This is a genomic window from Nocardioides soli (assembly GCF_014191495.1).
Lineage (GTDB): Bacteria > Actinomycetota > Actinomycetes > Propionibacteriales > Nocardioidaceae > Nocardioides > Nocardioides soli.
Map to the genome: position 1 here is coordinate 1410906 of NZ_JACHWR010000002.1, position 21612 is coordinate 1432517.

21 protein-coding genes are annotated in these 21612 nt (G+C 73.1%); 18 read left to right on the plus strand and 3 right to left on the minus strand.

Annotation, left to right across the window (positions count from 1 at the left end; all coding sequences use genetic code 11):
• The first annotated feature begins 18 nt into the window (after positions 1 to 18).
• Positions 19 to 177 carry a hypothetical protein gene (locus FHU40_RS17030; protein WP_183593422.1) on the plus strand — a complete coding sequence of 53 codons (159 nt, stop codon included), beginning with the start codon at positions 19 to 21 and terminating at the stop codon, positions 175 to 177.
• 713 nt (positions 178 to 890) lie between these two features.
• Positions 891 to 2135 carry an HNH endonuclease signature motif containing protein gene (locus tag FHU40_RS17035; RefSeq protein WP_183593423.1) on the plus strand — a complete coding sequence of 415 codons (1245 nt, stop codon included), beginning with the start codon at positions 891 to 893 and terminating at the stop codon, positions 2133 to 2135.
• 19 nt (positions 2136 to 2154) lie between these two features.
• Here the strand turns inward: FHU40_RS17035 and FHU40_RS17040 are convergent, their stop codons facing one another.
• The gene (locus tag FHU40_RS17040) at positions 2155 to 2808 is read right to left on the minus strand and encodes a class E sortase (protein ID WP_183593424.1); all 654 of its coding nucleotides are present in this window, start codon (positions 2806 to 2808) and stop codon (positions 2155 to 2157) included.
• 94 nt (positions 2809 to 2902) lie between these two features.
• On the opposite strand from FHU40_RS17040, the gene FHU40_RS17045 reads away from it, so the two are divergent.
• The 6 genes from FHU40_RS17045 (at position 2903) to FHU40_RS17070 (ending at position 11907) form a co-directional block, all read left to right on the plus strand.
• Complete coding sequence (locus FHU40_RS17045) at positions 2903 to 4942, plus strand: hypothetical protein (RefSeq protein ID WP_183593425.1); 2040 nt, start codon at positions 2903 to 2905, stop codon at positions 4940 to 4942.
• Positions 4943 to 5015: 73 nt separating this feature from the next.
• A complete protein-coding gene (locus FHU40_RS17050; RefSeq protein ID WP_183593426.1) occupies positions 5016 to 6389 on the plus strand; it encodes an ABC transporter substrate-binding protein in 1374 nt (457 codons plus the stop codon).
• Positions 6379 to 7143, plus strand: coding sequence for an ABC transporter ATP-binding protein (locus FHU40_RS17055; protein WP_183593427.1), 765 nt, complete (start codon positions 6379 to 6381; stop codon positions 7141 to 7143). The genes FHU40_RS17050 and FHU40_RS17055 overlap by 11 nt, the downstream gene beginning before the upstream one ends.
• Positions 7140 to 10001, plus strand: a complete 2862-nt coding sequence (locus FHU40_RS17060) for a branched-chain amino acid ABC transporter permease/ATP-binding protein (protein ID WP_183593428.1) — start codon at positions 7140 to 7142, stop codon at positions 9999 to 10001. The genes FHU40_RS17055 and FHU40_RS17060 overlap by 4 nt, the downstream gene beginning before the upstream one ends.
• Positions 9998 to 10681: a neocarzinostatin apoprotein domain-containing protein gene (locus FHU40_RS17065; RefSeq protein WP_183593429.1), complete on the plus strand. Its 684-nt coding sequence runs from the start codon at positions 9998 to 10000 to the stop codon at positions 10679 to 10681. The genes FHU40_RS17060 and FHU40_RS17065 overlap by 4 nt, the downstream gene beginning before the upstream one ends.
• On the plus strand, positions 10678 to 11907 hold the full coding sequence (locus tag FHU40_RS17070) for a hypothetical protein (RefSeq protein WP_183593430.1): 1230 nt from the start codon (positions 10678 to 10680) through the stop codon (positions 11905 to 11907). The genes FHU40_RS17065 and FHU40_RS17070 overlap by 4 nt, the downstream gene beginning before the upstream one ends.
• An 85-nt stretch (positions 11908 to 11992) precedes the next feature.
• On the opposite strand, the gene FHU40_RS17075 is transcribed toward FHU40_RS17070, so the two are convergent.
• Both FHU40_RS17075 and FHU40_RS17080 read right to left on the minus strand, forming a co-directional pair.
• Positions 11993 to 12856 carry an NAD-dependent epimerase/dehydratase family protein gene (locus FHU40_RS17075; RefSeq protein ID WP_183593431.1) on the minus strand — a complete coding sequence of 288 codons (864 nt, stop codon included), beginning with the start codon at positions 12854 to 12856 and terminating at the stop codon, positions 11993 to 11995.
• The gene (locus FHU40_RS17080; RefSeq protein WP_183593432.1) at positions 12853 to 13680 is read right to left on the minus strand and encodes a red chlorophyll catabolite reductase; all 828 of its coding nucleotides are present in this window, start codon (positions 13678 to 13680) and stop codon (positions 12853 to 12855) included. Before FHU40_RS17080 ends, FHU40_RS17075 begins: the two co-directional genes overlap by 4 nt.
• 80 nt (positions 13681 to 13760) lie before the next feature.
• On the opposite strand from FHU40_RS17080, the gene FHU40_RS17085 reads away from it, so the two are divergent.
• The 10 genes from FHU40_RS17085 to FHU40_RS17130 are packed head-to-tail and all read left to right on the plus strand — an operon-like array spanning position 13761 to position 21602.
• On the plus strand, positions 13761 to 14081 hold the full coding sequence (locus FHU40_RS17085) for an antibiotic biosynthesis monooxygenase (protein ID WP_183593433.1): 321 nt from the start codon (positions 13761 to 13763) through the stop codon (positions 14079 to 14081).
• The gene (locus FHU40_RS17090; RefSeq protein ID WP_183593434.1) at positions 14078 to 14731 is read left to right on the plus strand and encodes an alpha/beta fold hydrolase; all 654 of its coding nucleotides are present in this window, start codon (positions 14078 to 14080) and stop codon (positions 14729 to 14731) included. The genes FHU40_RS17085 and FHU40_RS17090 overlap by 4 nt, the downstream gene beginning before the upstream one ends.
• A complete protein-coding gene (locus FHU40_RS17095) occupies positions 14728 to 15249 on the plus strand; it encodes a MaoC/PaaZ C-terminal domain-containing protein (protein ID WP_183593435.1) in 522 nt (173 codons plus the stop codon). The genes FHU40_RS17090 and FHU40_RS17095 overlap by 4 nt, the downstream gene beginning before the upstream one ends.
• Positions 15249 to 16247 (plus strand): LLM class flavin-dependent oxidoreductase, encoded by a 999-nt coding sequence (locus FHU40_RS17100; protein WP_183593436.1) that lies wholly within the window; start codon positions 15249 to 15251, stop codon positions 16245 to 16247. Before FHU40_RS17095 ends, FHU40_RS17100 begins: the two co-directional genes overlap by 1 nt.
• The gene (locus FHU40_RS17105; RefSeq protein WP_183593437.1) at positions 16244 to 17446 is read left to right on the plus strand and encodes a CaiB/BaiF CoA transferase family protein; all 1203 of its coding nucleotides are present in this window, start codon (positions 16244 to 16246) and stop codon (positions 17444 to 17446) included. The genes FHU40_RS17100 and FHU40_RS17105 overlap by 4 nt, the downstream gene beginning before the upstream one ends.
• Complete coding sequence (locus FHU40_RS29585; protein WP_183593438.1) at positions 17443 to 18774, plus strand: MmgE/PrpD family protein; 1332 nt, start codon at positions 17443 to 17445, stop codon at positions 18772 to 18774. The genes FHU40_RS17105 and FHU40_RS29585 overlap by 4 nt, the downstream gene beginning before the upstream one ends.
• Complete coding sequence (locus FHU40_RS17115) at positions 18771 to 19634, plus strand: Rid family hydrolase (protein ID WP_183593439.1); 864 nt, start codon at positions 18771 to 18773, stop codon at positions 19632 to 19634. Before FHU40_RS29585 ends, FHU40_RS17115 begins: the two co-directional genes overlap by 4 nt.
• A complete protein-coding gene (locus tag FHU40_RS17120; RefSeq protein ID WP_183593440.1) occupies positions 19631 to 20095 on the plus strand; it encodes an FAS1-like dehydratase domain-containing protein in 465 nt (154 codons plus the stop codon). Before FHU40_RS17115 ends, FHU40_RS17120 begins: the two co-directional genes overlap by 4 nt.
• Positions 20092 to 20481 carry a MaoC/PaaZ C-terminal domain-containing protein gene (locus tag FHU40_RS17125; protein WP_343057900.1) on the plus strand — a complete coding sequence of 130 codons (390 nt, stop codon included), beginning with the start codon at positions 20092 to 20094 and terminating at the stop codon, positions 20479 to 20481. Before FHU40_RS17120 ends, FHU40_RS17125 begins: the two co-directional genes overlap by 4 nt.
• On the plus strand, positions 20478 to 21602 hold the full coding sequence (locus tag FHU40_RS17130) for an acetyl-CoA acetyltransferase (RefSeq protein ID WP_183593441.1): 1125 nt from the start codon (positions 20478 to 20480) through the stop codon (positions 21600 to 21602). The genes FHU40_RS17125 and FHU40_RS17130 overlap by 4 nt, the downstream gene beginning before the upstream one ends.
• Positions 21603 to 21612 lie beyond the last annotated feature (10 nt).

Sequence of the window (21612 nt, forward strand, 5' to 3'; positions counted from 1 at the left end):
CGCTCTACGCTGACGTCCGTGTACGCCGCTCTCTGGCGCCTGCTCCCCGGGCCGACCTGGCTGAAGGTCGCCCAGGCGCTCGTCCTCGTCGCCCTCCTGACCTGGGCGCTGCTCGCCTGGGTCTTCCCCGCCGTCGAGCCCCACCTGCCCTTCGACCGGATCACCGTCGGCGACTAAGCACCCGCGGGTGTCGGTCGAGGCGGGTCCACAGTGGTTGAGGAAGGCGCGTCCACGGTGGTTGAGGAAGGCGCGCCCACGGTGGTTGAGGAAGGCGCGCTAGCGCCTGTCTCGAAACCACCATCCGGGTCGGGGCTGGGTCGTGTGGGGTACGTGGTTTCGAGACGGTTGCTAGCGCAACCTCCTCAACCACCGTGGTCCGGCGCACGGTGGTTGAGGAAGGCGCGCTAGCGCCTGTCTCGAAACCACCTGCCGCGCGGTGGGGCTGGTGTCGTCGTCCTCCCGGCGGCGCCAGTGTGGGCGCGCGTCCTCCGCCGTCAAGGATTCCCTGCGGCGGCTTCGCCGTCCTTGACGGCTCCTCCCGCGCACCCCGTTGGCGCCTATCGGGAGGGCGCCGACCTGTGGTCGGGACGCGCGTTGGCTGGGTGGGTTTCGAGACGGTTGCTAGCGCAACCTCCTCAACCGCCGTCGTCGGGGGTCACGGTGGTTGAGGTGCGAGGGCCGCCAGGCCCGAGCCTCTAAACCACCCGCGCCGGGACACGGTGGTTGAGGTGCGAGGGCCGCCAGGCCCGAGCCTCGAAACCACCCTCCACAGGACATCGATCCGGGTGTGGAAAAGCGCCCCGGCTCGTGACCTGTTCGTGACCCAGAACCCTGTGGAATAAGGGGATTCAGGGCCTTGAGTGTCGGTGGCGGGTGCTTGAGTAGACGGCATGACAGCACAGGCCACGCCGCGACACCGGGTGTCGACGACGACCGCGCAGATGCGCGACCTCGTCGACGCCGTGTCCGATGCGTCGGTGTGGTCCATGGACCCCACCGAGGCCGGCGCGACGCTGGTCGAGCTGACCCGGCTGGCCGCGCAGGTCAGCGCACTGCAGGCCCGGGTCGCCGCGCACGCCGACACCATCCACGTCGGCGAAGAGGTCGGTGCGTCCAGTGCGGCGAACTGGCTGGCCCACCAGACCAAGACCACCCGGGCGGCGGCGTACGGCGCGGTGCGGCTCGGCCACGACCTCGAACAGCACTCCATGACGCGGGAGGCGCTCGCGGCCGGCGACATCGGCGTCGAGCAGGCGCGGGTCGTCATCCGGTGGGTCGACCGACTCCCCACCGACCTCGGCGCACAGGTGCGCGAGAAGGCGGAGGCGCACCTGCTCGCCGAGGCCCGGCACCACGACGCCAAGGCGTTGGGTCGGCTGGGTCGGCGGCTGTGGGAGGTCATCGCCCCCGAGGAGGCCGACGCCCGAGAGGCCGAGATCCTGCAACGCCAGGAGGCGGCCGCGCTGCGGGCCTGCTCGGTCACGATGGTCGACGACGGCGACGGCAAGACCCGGGGCCGGTTCACGCTGCCGACCTACCACGCAGCAGCGCTACGGAAGATGCTGATGGCCCTGGCCGCACCCAAGCACGTGGCGGCCACCCAAGGGCCTGGGGTCGAACGGCGGCCCGGTCCGGAGGCGTTGGGTCGGGCGCTGTGCGAGCTGATCGAGCGCTACCCGGTCGACCGGTTGCCGCAGGCCGGCGGGGTGAACGCCACCGTCGTGGTGGTCATCGACGAAGACACCCTCACCGGGCGGCTGGAGAAGGCCGGGATCCTCGACGCCGGCGACCAGATCAGCCCCGGCATGGCGCGCCGGCTTGCCTGCGAGGCGGGGATCATCCCCGCCGTCCTCGGCGGCAACAGCGTTCCCCTGGACCTGGGTAGGCGGAGCCGCTACCACACCGAGCATCAGCGGATCGCGATGTTCCTGCGCGACCGCGGTTGCCGCGCCGAGGGCTGCGACCGCACGGCCGGCCTCCACGCCCACCACCAACAGCACTGGGGCGACGGCGGCCACACCAACCTCGACGACGGCGCGTCCCTGTGCGCCTGGCACCACACCCTCATCCACGACCCGGCCTACGTGACGACGTACCTCCCCACCGGGAAGATCCAGTTCCACCGAAGAACGTGAGGGCGACCAGTTCCGGCGTTCAGGCGATCGCGGGCGGCGGGCCGGCGTCGGCGGCACGCCGCTCAACGAGCTGAGCGCCGACGACGAGGCGCTCGGTGGAGCTCCACCGAGGGTTGCAGGTGACGAGGGTGAGCGTGCGCTGGGTCGCCTTCTCGCCGGGATGGCCGGCGACGGGCGCCAGCACCTCGGTGGCGTTCGGGCTGAGGATGCGTACCCAGGTCACGTCGTAGGTGAGCCAGCCGCCGTGGGTCTCCACGACGATGGGGTCGCCGACCTCCAGCTCGTCGAGGTGCGCGAACGGCTCGCCGTGCGTCGCCCGGTGGCCGGCGACGGCGAAGTTGCCGACCTCGCCGGGTAGCGCGGTCGTGGGGAAGTGGCCGGGGCCGCGGGCCAGGTCGTCGTCGCCGACGCCCTCGACGACGACCCAGCTCCAGTCCGCGCCGAGCGCGGGGATGTGCAGGATGCCGAGGCCCTCGCCGGACTCGGGGCGTTCGCCGCGCTGCTCCTGGACCTGGCCGGTCCGCTGCTGCGCGTGGAAGTCGTCCTTGAGGTCGTCCTGGGCGGCGGCCGTGCGGTGGTTGGTCCACACCAGCAGGTAGAACACGAAAACCGCGAGCACGACTCCGGCGGTGATCGCCAGCTCGGCGCCCGCCCGAATAGTGATCCGTGCCACTGAAGTCCACCCGCCCTGCACCGAATGAATATATCATCGCGGAATTGCCCGAACGGGCTCCGACGGTGGAGGTGTCGATGAGGCTGGCCGAAGCATGAGGCGGGTTCGCGCCGTCGCCGCGCTGCTCCTGGCCGGCACCGCCGTGTCGTACGGCGCGGCGGTCGCGCCGGCCGCCGCGGTCGCGAGTCCGGCAGGTGGCTGCTGGGCCTACGTGCCGGGCGGTGCCGCACTCGACTCGCCGCCGGCCTCCGACATCTCCGTCGGGCTGGGGGCGTGGACCACCGTCCCCGACGGTGGGTTCGGCCTCGAGACCGCCGGCGCCACCGCTGTGGGCGGCACCCGCGTGGCACAGGTCGAGATCGCGAGCGGACCGGTCCTCTCCGCGCAGGACGACCTCAGCGGCACCGCGACGTTCCTGCTCTCGGTCGACGGGGTCCCGTTGGCGGCGCCGGCCGACGCGGCGTTCACCGTCGCGGCCGGTGAGCCGGTCGAGGGTCTGGAGGCCAGCGTCCCGATCCCGATCGCCGCCGCGGGCCCGCACCAGGTCCGCCTGGAGGCCGTCTACTTCGACGCGCCCGCGTCGTCGTTGCGCGTGGCCTGCAACGGCCAGACGCAGGGCCAGCCATCGCCCGGGACGAACCCGGCGACCACGCCGACCGCGACCGACGTGACGGCGGACTTCACCGCGGCCCCGGCCGCGTCGGCCACGATCACGGCGGTCGCCGACCAGGCCGTGCTCGACGCCGGCCGGCCCGCCGACGTGGCTTCCATCCGGATCGCCGGTCTGGCCTCGTCGGCCACCGCGACGCTGAGCCTGTGCGGCTCCGGCGGATCCTGCGCCGCCGTCGGAAGTGTGACGACCGCGGCCGACGGCTCCGCGACCACCTCCTTCACGGTGCCGGGCGGCGCACCGGTGGGTGCCGGCACGCTGCGGGTGGAGGACGAGGCCACCACCGTCTCGACCGGCTTCACGGTGCTCGGCGTGCAGCGGGTGGCGGCCGCCGAGGCGCTGGAGGCCGACGCCACGATCGTCACGCTGACCGGCACCGGCTGGGACCCGCAGCGCAAGGTCACCATCCGGGGGTACGCCGGCACCAGCAGCTCCGTCGCCGCCACCGCGGACCCCGAGGTGGTCGCCGATGTCGACGCGACCGGCGCCTTCAGTGCCCAGTACGCGGTCTCGGACGAGGCGACCCGGTCGGTCATCGTCGACCAGGCGCGTTCGTCGAGCCACATCGGCGCCGTGTACCTGATCTCGGGTGTCATCGGCGGTGCCGCCACGCCCGACGAGACCGACGACCCGGGGGAGGGGATCGACGGCGAGACCGGCGAGCCCGGCGGCTCCGAGACGCCCGTCGCCGAGACCCCCGAGAGTCCCGGCGGCGCCGTCACCACGCCGCTCGACCCGGATGCCGGGGTCGAGGACCCCGGTGACATCCCGGTGCCGGGGGACATCCCGGTCGACGACCCCGCCGGCGGAGCGGGCGCGGAGAGCGAGTCGGACGACCTGGCCGTCACGGAGGCGCGCCTCGTGGGCGAGTCGTCGTTCTCGGAGCTGTTCGGCGGCGCCCCGCAGCGCGACCTGGTCTTCCTCGTCGAGAACATCGGTGCGGAGACCGTCGAGAACCCGATCGTCCGGGTCTCGGTCGGCCGCTCCGACGACGTCGAGCCCGAGCTCGTCGGTGCGGACGTCGGCGCGCTCGATCCCGGCGAGCAGGCCGTCGTGACCGTGCCGCTCGAGCTGCCGATGGCGGCCTTCGGGTCGTACGTCGTCGTCGGGCAGGTCGGAGACACGGAGCCGGGTGCCTTCCGGGTCGAGTGGACGACGTATCCCTGGGGACTGTTCGCCGTCAACGCGCTGGCCCTGCTGCTCCTCGGGCTCGGTGTGCGGCACCGGCTCGACCTGCGCCGCCGGGCGCGCGCGGTCGCCCTCGACCTGCCCGACGGCGCGGCGGTCGTCGACCTGACGGCGGCGGACGCCTGGTGGGCCTACCGGGCCGGTGTCGGCCCCCGGCCCGTGCCGCGAGCGTCGCTCGCTCCGACGTCGGCCCCCACGGCGGACGAGCAGGTGCCGGGCGAGGCCGGTCGTCGACCTCGACGCGGCCGAGACGTGGTGGCGGAAGCGTTCCGGTGACGACACAACGAAGGCCTCCTAACTCACGCCAATATCGTATATTGTCTATCGAACGTCGATCGAAGGGTGACTGGTGCGGAGCAAGAGGAGATGGACTCGGGACCGGTTGGCGCTGCTGCGCGTCGGTGTGGTCGGTGCGGGCCTGGCTCTCGCGCTCGCGGGGTGCGGCACGCTGATGCCGGGCGGGAACACCGGCACCGGCACCGACCTGGGGGCGGCGAACGCGGGTCCGGGGCCGGGCGTCACCGCCGACTCGGTCAAGGTCGTCTTCATCGCCGTCGACCTCGACGCGGTCAAGAAGCTGACCGGCTTCGAGACCGCCTCGGTCGGCGACCAGAAGGCGCAGATCAAGGCGCTCGAGGACTGGGTCAACGACAACGGCGGTCTCGGCGGCAAGCGGATGGACGCGGTGTTCCGCCTCTACGACGCGGAGACCGACTCGCCGGCCGCCGAAGAGCAGCTGTGCAACAAGATCACCCAGGACGACCGGGCCTTCGCGGTCGTGATGACCGGGCAGTACCAGACCAACGCCCGGCCCTGCTACGCCGACCGGCAGACGCTGGTGCTCGACGCGTCGCTCTTCGCGATGAGCAGCGAGTACTTCGACGAGCACTCGCCGTACCTCTGGACGGCGAGCTTCCCGGAGTACGACGCGTTCGTGCGCTCCTACGTCACGGTGCTGGACGAGCAGGAGTTCTTCGCGGGCGAGGACGGCGTCGGTGTCGTCGCGGCCGACTCCCCGGTCAACCGCGACACGATCGAGAACCTCGCCGTCCCGCTGCTGCGCGAGACGGGGGTGGAGCCCGAGGTGGCGTGGGTCGACACGACCGACACCGGCACCCTGTTCCAGGGCCTGGAGCAGGCCGCGATCACCTTCCGCAGCAAGGGGATCGAGCGGATCATGTTCCTCGGCGGCTCCCGGATGGCGTCGGTGTTCGCGACCGTGGCCGGCTCGCAGGAGGGCTTCGCCCCGCGGTACGCGATCTCGAGCTTCGACAACCCGTCGTTCTTCGTGAACAACCCGACCACCGTGCCCGCGGCGACCATGGACGGGATGGTGGGCATCGGCTTCCACCCGCCGCAGGACGTGCCCGACTCCGAGCTGAGGTTCCCCTCCACCGACGCGGAGAAGGAGTGCCTGGCGATCTACGACGACGCCGGCATCGCCTTCGAGTCGCGCGAGTCGGCGCGGGTGGCCCTGCCGTACTGCGACGCCACCCGGCTGCTCAAGCTCGGTGCCGACGGCATCGAGGGCGATCTCAACGCCGCGGCGTTCGCCCGGGCCGTGGACCGCGACGGCGGTGACTTCCAGAGCGCCTCCGGGCCCGGCAACGCCCTGGGCGACGGCGGCCGCGCGGCGGTCGGTGGCTATCGGGTGCTCAGGTACGACGAGGCCAAGGGCGCCTTCATCTACGACGGACCCGAGGTGCCCTTCGATGACGAGTGAGCCGAACGGGTCGGCCGCGGCGCCCGCCCTGGCCTGCGCCGGCATCCGGGCGTCGTACGGTCCCGTGCAGGTCCTGTTCGACGCCGGTCTCACGGTCGAGCAGGGCGAGATGGTCGCCCTGCTCGGGCCCAACGGCGTCGGCAAGAGCACGCTGCTGAAGGTCATCGGAGGACTGCTGCGGCCCGACGACGGGTCCGTGCGCCTCGGGGGCGTCGACGTCACCCGGATGCCGACGCGCAAGCGGGTCGACCTCGGGCTGTGCCAGGTGATCGGCCAGGCCACGTTCCCGTCCCTCAGCGTCGCGGAGAACCTCGCGATGCACGGCTTCACCTCGGGCAGCCGGAAGTGGACGAAGGAGGCCGTCGAGGCGGCGCTCGCCGTCTTCCCGCGCCTGCACGCGCGCCGCGACCAGCCGGCCTCGAACCTCTCCGGCGGCGAACGCCAGATGCTCGCGCTCGCCAAGGCGATCGTGGCCGAACCGAAGGTGCTGGTGATCGACGAGTTCTCGCTCGGCCTCGCTCCCGTCGTCGTCGGCGGGCTGATGGAGCTCGTGCGCCGGCTCAACGAGCGAGGCAGCGCGGTGCTGCTGGTCGAGCAGTCGGTCAACGTCGCCCTGTCGCTGGTCGACCGGGTCTACATGATGGAGAAGGGCGAGATCATCGCCGAGGAGAGCGCCGCCGCGCTGGCCGCCGACCCGGAGCGGGTCCGCGCGCTGATGCTCGGCGGACACGCGGCGGCCGGGGTGGGCCGATGACGGGCTTCGACTTCGGCATCGACCGGCTGGTCATCGGGCTCTTCACCGGCCTGACCTACGGCCTGCTTGCCGTCGGCCTGGTGCTGGTCTACCGCTCCAGCCGCTTCGTGAACTTCGCGCACGGCTCGATCGGCGCCTTCGGCGCGTCGGTGCTCGCCCTCTTCGTCGCGGACTGGGGGCTGCCCTACTGGGCCTCCTTCGTGGTCGCGATCCTGATCGCCGCGCTGCTCTCGGGGCTGGTCGAGGTGGTCGTCGTACGTCGCCTCGAGGGCCGGCCGAGCCTGGTCGGCATGATCGCCACGCTGGGCCTGTCCCAGCTGATCCTGGTGATGTCGCTGGTGATCAACAGCGACGGGGTCAGCGGCTTCACCTACCCGAAGCCGACGCTGCTGCCCACCTTCGAGATCCAATCGCTGCCGATCGGCACGCCGTACGTCGCGATGCTCGTGCTCGCGCCCGTGCTGCTGGCCGGCCTGGGCTGGTTCCTGCGCCATCACCGGATGGGCATGGCGATCCGCGCGGCCGCCGACGACCCCGACATCGCCCGGCTCGAGGGCATCCCGGCGCGCTGGATGGCGACGCTGGCCTGGACGATCGCGGGCGGCATCGCCGCCTTCTCCGCGATCCTGGTGACCCCGACGACGGCCGGCGCCGGCATGGAGGGCCTCGGCCCCGACCTGCTGCTCAAGGGACTCGCCGGTGCCGTGATCGCGCGGATGTCGTCGATCCCGATCGCGATCGCCGCCTCGCTCGGCATCGGTGTGATCGAGCAGCTGCTGCTGTCCAACCCCGACACCCGTGGCCTGGTGACGGTCGTCATCGCCGTGATCATCGTCGTCGCGCTGCTGCGTCAGCCGCAGCTGGGCCGCGCCGGTCAGGACAAGGGGCGCTGGCGTCGGGTCGTGCTGCCGCCGCTGCCCGAGGCCTACCGTGGCGTGCGCAGCATCGTCTGGCTGCCGCGGGTCTCGGTGGCGCTCGGCATTGCCGTCGCCGTCGGTCTGGCCTACGTCGTCAGCAACGACACGGCCTCGGTGCTCACCCTGGTGGCCGGCTACACCCTCGTCGGCCTCAGCGTCGGCCTGCTCACCGGTGTGTCCGGCCAGCTGTCGCTGGGCCAGTTCGCCTACGCCGGCATCGCCGCGGCGGCGTCGGTGCACGTCGCCGACTCGACGAGCAACTTCCTCGTCGGGCTGCTCTGCGGCGTGCTCTCCGCGGCCGTGGCCTCCGCGCTGGTCGGCATCCCGGCGATGCGGCTCAAGGGCCTGGCGCTGGCGGTCTCGACGCTCGCCTTCGCCCTCGCCACCTCGACCTGGCTGCTGCGCCAGGGCGTCTTCCTCGGCGACGGCATCGCCCCGGCGAAGCCGACCTGGTGGGACTACCCGCTGGAGTACGCCGTCGACTACTACCTCTTCGCGCTGCTGATGCTCTGCATCGGCGTGTGGGTGACCAACAACCTGCGACACGGTGGCTTCGGCCGGATGGTGCAGGCGCTGCGCGACAACGAGCACGCCGCACGCGCCTTCACCGTTCCCAACCGGATGCGGATGCTCCAGCTCTACGCCGTCTCCGGCGGCCTCGCCGGCCTCGGCGGCATCGTGATCGGACACGGCCAGTCGCAGCTGACGGTCAACTCCTTCCCGGCGGCCGCCAGCATCGACGTCGTCGCCGTCACGGTCGTCGGCGGCCTCACCGTGACGCTCGGGCCGCTGATCGGCGCGCTGATCATCGTCGGGCTGCCGGCGCTGGTCGGCATGAGCACGGTGGGTCAGGCGGCGCTGGCGGTGGCCTGGCTGCTCGTGGTGATCTTCCTGCCCGACGGCATCGGGGGAGTCCTCGTCCGCGGCCGCGACCTGCTGTACGACGGGCTGGCCCGCCGCCACGGCATCGACCCGCTGCGCGAGCGGCACGGTGTCGTCGACGCCACCGGCCACGCGTCGTCCCCGCTGCACGAGCGGCCGCGCCTGGAGGGCCTGGTTCCTCGCGCGCCGGCCGCGACCCACGGTGCCGCCTCGATCCTCACCGTCGACGGCGTCTCGCGCCGCTTCGGCGGCGTGGTGGCGGTCGACCACGTGGGCTTCGAGGTCGCGCCGGGCGAGATCCTCGGGGTGATCGGGCCCAACGGCGCCGGCAAGACCACCTGCTTCGAGATCGTCGCGGGCTTCACGCGGCCCGACCGCGGCCGGATCGTCTTCGACGGGATCGACGTCACGTCGGCCACGCCGGAGCAGCGGGCGCGGGAGGGCCTGGTGCGGTCGTTCCAGGACGCCGCGCTGTTCCCGACGCTCACCGTGCACGAGACGCTGATGGTGGCCCAGGAGCGGGTCGAGCCGACCCGCCTGTGGACCTCGGCGCTCGGCGTCCGCTCGGCCGAGCGCGACAAGTCGGCCGCGGCCGACGAGGTGCTCGAGCGGATGCGGCTCACGCACTACGCGCGGCACGCGGTCGGCGAGCTCTCGACCGGCACCCGGCGGGTGGTCGAGCTGGCCTGCCTGCTCACCCTCGAGCCGCGCGTGCTGCTGCTCGACGAGCCCTCCGCCGGCATCGCGCAGAGCGAGAGCGACGCGCTCGGCGACCTGCTCCTGGAGATCCGCGAGGAGCTCGGCACCACCATGGTCGTCATCGAGCACGACCTGCCCCTGCTGTCGCGGCTGTCCGACCGGATGATCGCGATGAACCTCGGTCGCGTGATCGCGACCGGCACCCCCGACGAGGTGCGCACCGACCCCGCGGTCGTGACGTCGTACCTCGGCGCCGACCAGGCCGCCATCCACCGCTCGGGCCTCCGGCTCGCGCAGCCGGACGGCGACCGCGGCCCCGACCCGCTGGCGACCCGGATCCAGCCCGTGACGAGTCGATGACCAACCCTGAGGAGATCGACGTGAGAAGAAGACTGACCCTGCCGACCCGCGCCCTGTCCCGCGGCCTCGCGGCCGCGGCCGCCGTGCTGGTGGTGCTGGTGACCGCGCCGCCGAGCTTCGCGGCGCCCGCGCTCACCATCAGCCAGACCCAGGGCCTGTCGGACGGGCAGACCCTGACGATCTCGGGCGCCGGCTTCGCGCCGAACCTCAAGGGCATCGCGATCGGCCAGTGCGTCGACGGCTACGTGGGCCCCGCCGACTGCAACCTGCAGGGCGGCGCCAAGTTCCGCGACGCCGACGCCAGTGGCAAGGTCGCGGCCTTCACCGTGGTGGTGAAGAAGCAGTTCGGCGGGCACGACTGCACGAAGGTGCAGTGCGTGATCGCCGGCGCCCCGCTCCCGACCGCCGCGGACAAGGCAACGGTCTCCGCGAACACCTCGGTCACCAAGATCAGCTTCGGCAGCGCGGCGCCCGCCGAGCCGACCCAGTCCGCGACGGACGCGCCCGCGACCACGGGCGACGACACGAGCACGGACGCCGGGTCCGACGCCGGGTCGCTGCCCAAGACCGGCGCCGGCGACTCCGTGCCCGTGCTGATGCTCGGCGCCACCGCGCTGCTGGCCGCCGGCGTCGGCGTGGTGCTGCTGGTGCCCGGACGCCGGCGGGAGGGCGCCCGATGAGGCGCACCGGCGTGCGGCACTCGGTCGCCGCGATCCTCGGCGTCGCCGGCCTGGCGCTCGCGTCGATCGCCGCCTTCGCAAGCACCGCCACGGCCGCGTCGACGTCCACCGTCAGCCTCAACTGTTCGACCGTGGTCGACCCCGCCAAGCCCCCCAACACGTTCGCCTGGCCCGACGCCCAGTTCGTCTTCTCGGCGACCGGGCCGGCGGGCACGGCGGTGACCGTCGAGGTCTCCGACCTGCCCGCGATCGCCCCGGTGAAGATGGCCGGTTTCCCGGGCACCTCGAAGCTCGTGCTCACGCTCGGCGGCACGACGACCACGCTGACCGGCAGCGGCAGCATCACGAACGGCGGCGCCAACCAGCCGGTTCCGGTGCCCGACCTCCAGGGCACGCTGGCCTTCCCGGTCGACTCGCTGCCCGACGTGCTGACCAGCTTCCAGTTGGTCGTCATGGGCATCGCCACCGACTGCGTGCTGCCGACGGCGACTCCCACCCCCACGCCGACCACGACGACCAGCGCGACCGCCACCCCGAGCGCGTCGACCAGTCCCACGGCCGAGCCGACCTCGAAGCCGACCCCGAAGCCGACCTCGAAGCCCGGGTCGGACAGCGGCAAGCCGGCGAAGGGCTCCGTCGACTTCGCGTGCGTCCTGAACCCGCTCAACACCGACTTCGACTACCCGGCGACGGTGACGGTCTCGGGCTATCGCAAGAAGGCGGGCCACGACATCTCGCTGTCCGCGAAGATGACCGACCTGCCGGGCATCTCGCCGGTGCCGATCGACGGCAAGATGGACGTCACTCTCGACGTCGTGGTCGGCAAGAGGAAGACCACCCTGAAGGGCTCGACCCATGCCGTGGCGCCGCCCCGCCAGAAGGTGCCGGTGCCGACCCTGACCGGCAGCGTCGCCGGCGACGACGAGGTGGAGGTGTCCGTCACCGGGTTCACGTTCAACTTCGCGGCGCTCTCGATCGACGCCGCCTGCACGGCCGACGCCGAGTCGCTCGGCACGATGAAGGTCGGCTCCGAGCCGATCGAGGACGACGCCGGTCCGGACGGCTCGGGCACGGCCAACGGCGGCTCGACGGCCGACGGCGGCTCGCTCCCGCAGACCGGCGGCGGGGACGCGCTCCCCGTCGTGGCGCTGTGGGCGCTGGCGCTGGTGCTGCTCGGCGCGGCGGGCCTGCTCTGCGTGCCCCAGGTGGCGCGCCGGAAGCCCTGAGCGGCAGGAAGAACGACCACCGGCCCGGCAGCCTGCTGCCGGGCCGATGGCCGTTGCGCCGATGCGGTGCCGGCCTCCGGCCGGGTCAGGTCGCGGCGGCCAGGGTGGCGGCGTCGTACGACCGGCCGGCGACGAAGCCGCTCGCGGTGAGCCGGGCGACGGAGATCGGACTCCGCGGTGAGGCGATCTCGTCGCGGTAGGTGAGCGCCGGCAGGCCCTGCGCCGCCGAGATCGCGTCGAAGAGCGCCGCGTTGGTGGGCGGGACCTCGGGGTGCGTCAGGTTGTGGAGGCCGATCAGGCGGCGCTCGAGCGCGTGCACGATCGCGTCGGCGGCATCCTCCACGGCGAGCCGGTAGAAGAGCGCGTCGCCGCTGAAGGGCACCGAGCCGCCGAGGTACTGGTGCGCCATGCCCACCTTCGCCTCGACCGGCGGGTCGTCGGCGCCGAAGATGTCGCCACACCGGAAGACGCAGGCCCGGTCGCCGGCCCGCTCGAGGTACACCCCCTCCATGGCGAGGAACATCGTCGGGCTCGGGTCCGTCGAGTCGGTGACGGGGGAGTCCTCGGTGACCTCGGGCAGGTGGTCGGCGGCGTTGCCGTAGACCGAGAGCGACGAGAGCGCCACCAGGTACGCCCGGTTGTCGGCCGCGGTGACGGACTCGGCGGTGTCCACGAGGATCTCGCGGTAGGACGTCGCGCGGTCCTCGGGCGTCATCGCGCGCTGGGCGGAGGGTCCGGCGGCGACGACGACCGCATCCCGGCCGGCGACCGCGGCCGCGACGGCATCGCGGTCGCTGCCGCGCAGCACGAGCACCTCGTCGAAGTGCGCGCGGAGGCCCTCGACCTTGCCGGGCGTCGTCGTGGTGACCGCGACGTCGTGGCCCAGCGCCCGTAGGCGGAGGCCGACCTCGGTGCCGACCAGACCGGCGCCGATCACGAGCACCTTCACGACCGACCCTCCAGCTCGGCGATCTGGCCCAGCCCGGCACGGGTCGCGACCAGCTCGTCGACGCGCTCGGCTCCGAGGAACTTCTTGGACAGCTCGTTCATGGGGTCGAGGGTGTAGCCGTAGCGACGCACCAGGTGGTCGCGCCGCCGCAGCGCCGCGCGCTCCTCGACCGGCACCGGCTGCGCCTCGCGGACCCAGCGCAGCCAGGTGTCGACGCGCTCGCGCACCGACTCGCCGAGCACCGCGACGGCCTCGTCGTCGGGACAGGTGGCCATGTAGGAGTTGGCGATCGGCGAGTTGAACGCCCGCATGTAGGTGCCGTGGCTGACCGACCAGAGGAACCGGTCGTCGCCGCGCAGCCGCAGCCACGCGGCGTTCTCGGGCTCGAAGTACCGGTTGAGGTAGTCGACGTCGGTCATCGGGTCGCGGCGCGGCACCACATCGCTGAAGTGGAAGACGCGGGGCACCGTGCCGAAGACGATCACCAGGTGCGGCACGTCGATGTGGGGGCCGAGCCAGACCTGGAGGTTCATGTCGAGGATCGACGCCTGGCGGTTGCCGATCCAGGAGTGGACCAGCCACTCGACGCCCTCGTCGGGGTCGCCGACGTAGGGGTTCAGCGAGCCCTCGTAGCCGCCGTCGGGGCTGGTCCAGTAGTCGAGGCCGGCGCCCGAGGCGTGCGGCGTCACCTCGAGCTCGGCCGTGATCTTGTTCTTGGCCTCGCTCAGGATGCCCCAGAGCGCCGCCCAGAGCTCGGAGCGGTCGACGTCCGGCGCCTCGGCGAGGAACTCGTGGATCGTCTTGGTCTGTGTGCTGCTCGTCATGCCTGCATGCTACGGATATATGATCTATGTTGTCACCGGATCGGTGTTCGACGTGGAGTCCGTCAGGGAGGGAGGCCGTCGTGATCGTGGTGGTCAGCCAGGCGTGGACGAAGCCGGGCGAGGAGCACGCCGCGGCGTACGTCGCGCTGTCCGCGGAGTTCGGGCGCTTCTTCCGCGACCACCCGGGCTACCGCGGGCGTCGCCTCGTGCGCGGGGTCGAGGACCGGACCCACTTCACGCACCTGCGCTACTTCGACTCCGTCGCGTCCTACGAGCAGTGCACGCAGCACCCCGACTACCAGGACCACCTGGTCGCGATGTACGAGCACCTCCGGCCCTACGAGTCCTACCCGCGCGAGTACCTCGAGGTCGTCCTCGACGAGCCGGGGTACGCCGGGTGAGTACGTTCGTCCTCGTCCACGGGGCGTTCCGCGGCGGCTGGGCCTGGGACCGGGTCGCGCCGCTGCTGCGCGCCGCCGGTCACGAGGTGCACGCCCCGACGCTGAGCGAGACCGCGAGCGGGCTCGAGACCTGGGTCGACGAGGTCGCGGCGCTGGTGACCGGCGACGACGTGGTGCTCGCCGGGCACAGCCAGGGCGGTGTGGTCGTGCGCGAGGTGGCGCTGCGCGTGCCCGTCCGGGCGATCGTGTATGTCGATGCCGCCGTGCCGGAGCCGGGGGAGCGGGCCGTCGACCTGGGTGCCTCCCCGCTGCAGCTGCCGCCGCGCGAGACGATGATCCCGCCACGGCCGATCGAGTCGGCCGGCGACCTCGACGCCGCCACCGCCGCCTGGATGAACGAGCGGCTCGCGCCGGTGCCGTTCGCCCCGTCGCTGGACCCGGCCTCGGCCGGCGAGCCGGTCGCCGCGACGACCTATGTCTTCTGCACGGGCACGCCGGCGGCGTACCCGTGCGGCACCACCCGGAGCCGGCTCGACGAGCGCGGCATCCCGTACGCCTGGGTCGAGGCGGGGCACGACGCCCCGCTCACCCGGCCCGACGCGGTCGCCGAGCTGCTGCTCGCCGCCGCCAGAGAGGAAGAGATCGCGTGAGCGTGCAGCCCGGTTGGCAGGGACGGTTCTTCGAGGACTTCACCGTCGGCGACGTCTACCAGCACCCTCTGGGGCGCACCGTGAGCGAGGCCGACAACACCTGGTTCTCGCTGCTGACGATGAACACCAACCAGATGCACTTCAACGCCGAGTACGCCGCGCGTTCGGAGTTCACCAAGCCGCTGGTCGTCTCGACCCTGACCGTCGCGATCGCGGTCGGCCAGAGCGTCACCGACCTGACCCAGAACGCGTTCGCGAACCTGGGCTGGGACGACATCAGGATGACCCACCCGGTCTTCGCCGGTGACACGCTCTACAGCGAGTCGATCGTGAAGGAGAAGCGCGAGTCGTCCTCGCGCCCCCACGCCGGCATCGTGACCGTGCGCACCCGCACCCTCAACCAGGACGGCAAGGAGGTGTGCTCCTTCCTGCGCACCTTCTATGTCTACCGGCGCGGCGCCGAGCAGCTCGAGGGGATCTTCCCCGAGGGCGAGCGGCCGCTGACGCTGGAGGACTGATGCGGATCACGTTCGGTCCGTGGGGCGAGACCCTGGCCGAGGTGGCGGCCGCGGCCCGCGCGGCCGAGGAGGCCGGCGCCGAGGCGGTGTGGGTGCCCGAGCTGCACCGCAGCGCCACCGTCACTGCGGCCGCGGTCGCGGCCGCCACCACGCGCGCGCAGGTGGGGACGGCGATCGCGCTGGCCTTCACGCGGAGCCCGATGGTCACGGCCTTGGAGGCGCTCGACCTGGACGAGCTCTCCGGCGGTCGGTTCGTGCTGGGGCTGGGCACGGGCGTGCGTCGGCTCAACGAGGACTGGCACGGCGTCGACTGGGACAAGCCCGTCACGATGCTGCGCGAGACGGTCCGCAACGTCCGCGAGTTCTGGGCCCGCTGCGCCGGCGGCGAGCCGATCGAGCTCGACGGCGAGCGGGAGCCGATGCGGATCCGCGGCTACCGGCGGCCCTACCCGCCGGCGCGCACCGACATCCCGGTCTACCTCGCCGCGATGGGGCCGGCCCTGACCCGGCTGGCCGGCGAGATCGGCGACGGCTGGATCTCCCACGAGCTCACGTCGCCGGCGTTCCTGCGCGAGAGGATCCTTCCCGAGCTCGGCGCCCACGGTCGCCGGGTCGACGTCGTCACGTCGGCCTGCTGCTCCGTCGACCGCGACCCCGCCGTCGCCCGGCGCCGCAGCGCCGGCATGGTGGGCTTCTACGCCACCGTCCGCACCTACGCCGACTTCTTCGACTTCCACGGCCTCGCCGCGGACCAGCAGAAGGTCATCGACGCCTTCGCCGGCTCGACCGCAGGAGGGCTCGCCGGCCACGTCTCCGACGCGATGGTCGACGCCCTGACGCTCTCGGGCACGCGCGACCAGGTCGCCGAGCGGATCGCGGCGTACGCCGGCCTCGCCGACACCATCAAGCTCACCCCGCCCACCCACGGGCTCGCGCCGGACGAGATCCGGGCCGCCCAGCGCGAGGTCATCGCCGTCATCGAGGAGCTGTGCCGATGAAGCCCCTGCAGGACGTTCGCATCATCGCGGTCGAGCAGTACGGCGCCGGACCGTTCGGCAGCGTGCACCTGGCCGACCTGGGCGCCGAGGTGATCAAGATCGAGGACCCGCGCGTCGGCGGCGACGTCGGCCGCTACGTGCCGCCGTACGCCGAGGGCGAGGACTCGCTCTTCTTCGAGGCGTTCAACCGGAACAAGTCAAGCCTGTCGCTCGACCTCGCGACTCCCGCGGGCCGCGCGGTCTTCGAGGACCTGGTGAAGGTCGGCGACGCCGTCTACAGCAATCTGCGCGGCGACGTGCCGGCGAAGATCGGCATCACCTACGACGACCTCAAGCACCTCAACCCGCGGATCGTGTGCTGCTCGCTCACCGGCTTCGGGATGACCGGGCCGCGGCAGCAGGAGCCCGGCTACGACTACGTGCTGCAGGCGCTCGCGGGTTGGATGGACCTCACCGGTGACCCCGACGGCCCGCCGACCAAGTCGGGGCTGTCGATGGTCGACTACAGCGGCGGCTTCGTCGCCGCGATCTCGCTGCTGGCCGGCATCCACGCGGCGCGTCGCGACGGGGTCGGCATGGACTGCGACGTCAGCCTCTACGACACCGCGATGGGCCTGCTGACCTATCCGGCGACCTGGCACCTCAACGCCGGGTTCCGGCCGGTGCGCACGCGCCACTCCGCGCACCCGTCGCTGGTGCCGTTCCAGGCGTTCGAGGCCCAGGACGGCTGGCTGGTCGTCGGCTGCGCGAAGGAGAAGTTCTGGCAGCGCCTCACCGACGTCATCGAGCGGCCGGAGTGGGCCGACGACCCGCGCTTCGCGACGTTCGCCGACCGCGACCGCAACCGCGACCTGCTGCTGCCACTGCTGGAGGAGATCTTCGCGGAGCGCACCGTGGCCGAGTGGGTCGAGCCGCTGCGCGCGGCGTCGGTGCCGACCGCCCCGATCAACGACGTCGAGGCGGCCCTGACCGAGCCGCACACGATCGCGCGTGACCTGCTCGTCGAGACCGAGCACCCGCGCTACGGCACGGTGCGGCAGGTCGCGTCGCCGGTGCGGGTGGGCGCCGAGCGCCCGACGTACCGCCGCGCGCCGTTGCGCCATGAGGACGCCGACCGCCTGCTCGGCGACCTGCTCGGGTACGACGAGGCCCGGGTGAGCGAGCTGACCGAGCAGGGCGCCTTCGGGGACCTGCCGTGACCGTCTCCTCCGACCTCGCGGCGTGGGCCCTCGGCCTGCGCCGCGCGGACCTGCCCGACGAGGTCGCCGCGGCGGCCCGCCGGCACCTGCTCGACGGGCTCGGGACCGCCGTTGCGGCGGCCCGCCGGGGTGTCGCCGAGCCCGCGCTGACCGTGGCCGCCGGGCTGGGCGGTCCGGCCGAGTCGACGCTGTTGGCGCGCGGGGTCCGGGTCTCGGCGCCGGCCGCGGCGCTCGCGACCGGCACGCTCGTGCACGCGCTGGACTTCGACGACACCCATGCCGGCGGGCTCGTGCACGCCACCGCGGTGGTGCTGCCGACGCTGCTCGCCGTGGGGGAGCAGGTCGGCGCCGGCGCCGACGAGGCGCTCGTGGCCGCGGTCGCCGGCTTCGAGGCCGTGTGCCGGATCGCGGGGGCGGCGCCGCACGCGTTCCACCACCGGGGACTGCACGCCACGATGGCGTGCGGCGTCTTCTCCTCGGCCCTCGTCGCGGCCCGCTTGATGGAGCTCGACCGCGCCACCACCGTCGACGCCCTGGGCATCGCGGGCAGCAGCGCGGGCGGGCTGCTGGAGTTCCTGGCCACCGGCTCGTCGACCAAGCAGCTGCACCCCGGCCTCGCCTCGCATGCCGGGATCCTGGCCGCCCGGCTGGCGGCGGCCGGGGCGGACGGACCGGCCAGCGTCGTCGAGGGTGAGCGCGGCGTCTACGCCGCGCTCGCCGACGGGCATGCCGACGCCGCGCTGGTGACGGCCGACCTCGGCCTGCGCTGGGAGACCACCCGGATCACGCTGAAGCCCTATCCGGCCTGCCAGCTCATGCACGCCGCGCTCGACGCCGGTCGCCAGGTGCTCCCGCTCGACCCGGCCACCATCCGCGAGGTCGCCGTCGAGGTGCACCCCGACAGCGCCGCGATCGTCTGCACGCCCGACAAGGTCGACCCGCGCACGGCGTACGACGCGAAGTTCTCGCTGCCGTGGAGCCTCGCCGCGCTGCTGACCGACGGCGAGGTCACCGTCGACACCTACGCGCCGGACTCGCTCGCCCGCCCCGACGTCCGCGCCCTCGCCGCCCGGGTCCGGGTGACCGAGGTGCCCGACGCCCGGGTCGCGGCCGACGCACCGAGCCGCGTCGTCGTCGAGCTCGGCGACGGACGCACGCTCCACGGCCAGGTCGACCGCAGCGCGGGTGCGGCCCTGGACGCCAAGCTCGCCGGCAACCTCGGCGGCCCCGCCGCCGCGGCCGAGCTCGCCGCTGCCGTCGACGCACTGGACCTGCCCGCCCTGATCGCGGTCGCCGACCGCCTCGCGACCCCGGAGGAGACCCGATGACCTGGACCGAGTACATCACCGTCGACGCCCTGGAGCGCTACGACGAGCTGCGCACGACCGAGGGCGACGTCGCCACGATCGTGGTCGAGTCGCTGCCGGACGGCGCGGCGTACCGCGCCGAGATCGGTGCCCCGCCCGTCGGCGAGGGCGCGGTCGTGCTGCCGACGGTGATCCCGGTGGACGCGAGCGGCGAGGTCGTGCACGAGGGCGACTTCGTCGGCCAGTACGCCTGGTGCCTGGACGAGGCCGGCCGCCGGCTCGAGGCGCTGGGGCTCTCGCTCGACGCCGCGGTCACGACGTACGACTACTCGACGCCGGCGACCCGCGACGTCTATCGCCGCACCCACCGCGAGCGCAAGGACCGGCTCGGCGGCGCCGGGGTCTACCCGGGCGCGGGCGGCATCCTGATGTCGCGGCTGCACCGGCCCGGGGTGCTGGCCGCGCTCGACGTCACCGCGTCGCGGCTCCCGCTGACCGCGGTCAACCCGGGCTGGACGCGCTACGACACCCTCACCTACACCCCCGGCGTGCTCGCCGGGGACACCCTCTACATGAGCGGGTTCGCCGCCCTCGACATGGAGACCCAGGAGGCGCTCCACCCGGGAGACTCCGCGGCCCAGGCCGACGCGACGTACGCAGCGATCCAGCTCGTCCTCGACGAGGTCGGCGCCGCCCCCGACCGGCTCGCCCACGTGCTCGAGTACGTCTGCCCCGACGGGGACGCCGCGGAGATCGCGGCGGCCCGCGAGCGGAGGTTCCCGGCCGCCAAGGCGTCGGTCGCCGGGTGCGCCGGGCTGCTCCGCTCCGAGTTCCTGTTCGAGGTCTTCCCGACGGCGGTGCTGGCGGGGGAGCCGGCATGACGCTCCTCACCGACGAGGTGCGCGCGCTGGTCGGCCGCACGGCGACGTACACCGCGCCCGAGCCGCTAGGCCGGGCCGCGATCCGCTACTTCGCGCTGGCGACGGGGGACGACAATCCGGCGCACCTGGCCGGCGACGTCGCGCCGCCCACGCTGGTCTGCGAGACGAACCAGTTCGTGAACCTGCCCCGCGACGAGAACGGCTTCGCCGGTCACGGCTGGGACTTCCACCTGCCCGGCACGCGCGAGGTGCGCGGTGGCAACTCCTATCGGTTCCACCGGCCGGTGCGGCCCGACGACGTCGTCACCGCGACCTGGACGGTCACCGACGTCGCCGAGCGCACGACCGGCTCCGGCGCCGGGATGGTCGTGGTCACCTCGCTGGCGACCTACACCGACCAGGCGGGCGAGCTGCTCGTCGAGAACGAGGAGACCCTGATCTACGTCGAGGTGCAGCCGTGAGCGGAGCGACGGAGCTGTCGCTGGAGCGGACCATCGAGCTCGCCGACATGGTCGCCTACGCCGGTGCGACCTGGGACTGGCACCGGCTGCACTACGACAGCGCCTGGCTGAGCGAGCGCGGGCTGCCGGCGCCGGTCGTCGACGGCCAGCTCTTCGGCGCGCTGCTGGCCGAGATGGTGCTGGACTGGGCCGGTCCGGAGGCGACGCTGACGGCGCTCTCGTTCCGCTTCAAGAACCTCGTGTACGCCGGGGAGACGGTGCGCTGCGCCGGCCGGGTGACCTCGGTCGACGGTGACCTGACGACCCTCGACTGCACCGTCGAGGTGGTCGGCGAGGGCGCCCGCGTCGCCGTCGCGCCGGCGCGTGCGGAGGTGCGGCGCCCATGAGCGTCGCGATCGTCGGCGCCGCCGAGTGCGACCTCGGCTCGACCGGGCTGTCGATCCTGGGTCTGCAGACCCAGGCCGTGACCCGGGCACTCGCCGACGCCGGGCTCTCCCTCGCCGACGTCGACGGGATCGCGACCACGGGGGTCGCGCGGTTCTCCGCCACCTCGCTCGCCGAGCACCTCGGCATCCGGCCGTCGTGGACCGACTCGACGTTCGCGGGCGGCTCGGCGTTCGAGATGTTCGTGGCCCGTGCCGCCCAGGCGATCGAGGCCGGGCAGGTCGAGGTCGTGGTGATCTCGTTCGCCTCGAACCAGCGCTCGGCGCGCTCGCGCTCGCTCGGCGGGGTCTACGAGGCGTGGACGCCCGAGGCGCAGTTCGAGGCGCCGTACGACCCGCTCTACCCGGCGTCGTACTACGCCATGGCGGCGCAGGCCTACCTCCACCGGCACGGCGCCTCTCGCGAGCAGCTCGCCGAGGTCGCCGTCGCCGCCCGGGAGTGGGCGCTGCTCAACCCCGCGGCGTACCGCCACGACGCCGGACCGCTGACCGTCGACGACGTGCTCGGCGCCCCGATGCTCTCCTCGCCGTTGACCGTCGCCGACTGCTGCCTGGTCACCGACGGCGGGGGAGCGGTCGTGCTGACCTCGCTGGAGCGCGCTCGCGACCTACGCCGTACGCCCGTCGAGGTGCTCGGGTACGGCGAGAGCACCACCAACGCCTCGATGACGGCGGTCGATGACCTGACCGTCACCGGCGCCGTGGCCTCCGGCGCGGCCGCGTTCGGACGCGCGGGGCTCACCCCGGCCGACGTCGACGTCGCCCAGCTGTACGACTCCTTCACGATCACCGTGCTGCTCAGCCTGGAGGCGCTCGGCTTCTGCGGCCCCGGCGAGGCCGGATCGTTCCTGCGGGAGCGGGCGCTGCCGCTGAACACCAGCGGCGGCGGGCTGTCCTACTGCCACCCCGGCCAGTTCGGCGTGCTGCTGCTGGTCGAGGCGGTCCGCCAGCTGCGCGGCGAGTGCGGCGCCCGGCAGGTGCCCGGCGCCGAGGTCGCGGTCGCCCACGGCACCGGCGGCATCCTCTCCACCCACGCCACCGTGCTGCTGGGGGTGGCGCGATGACCGCGATGCC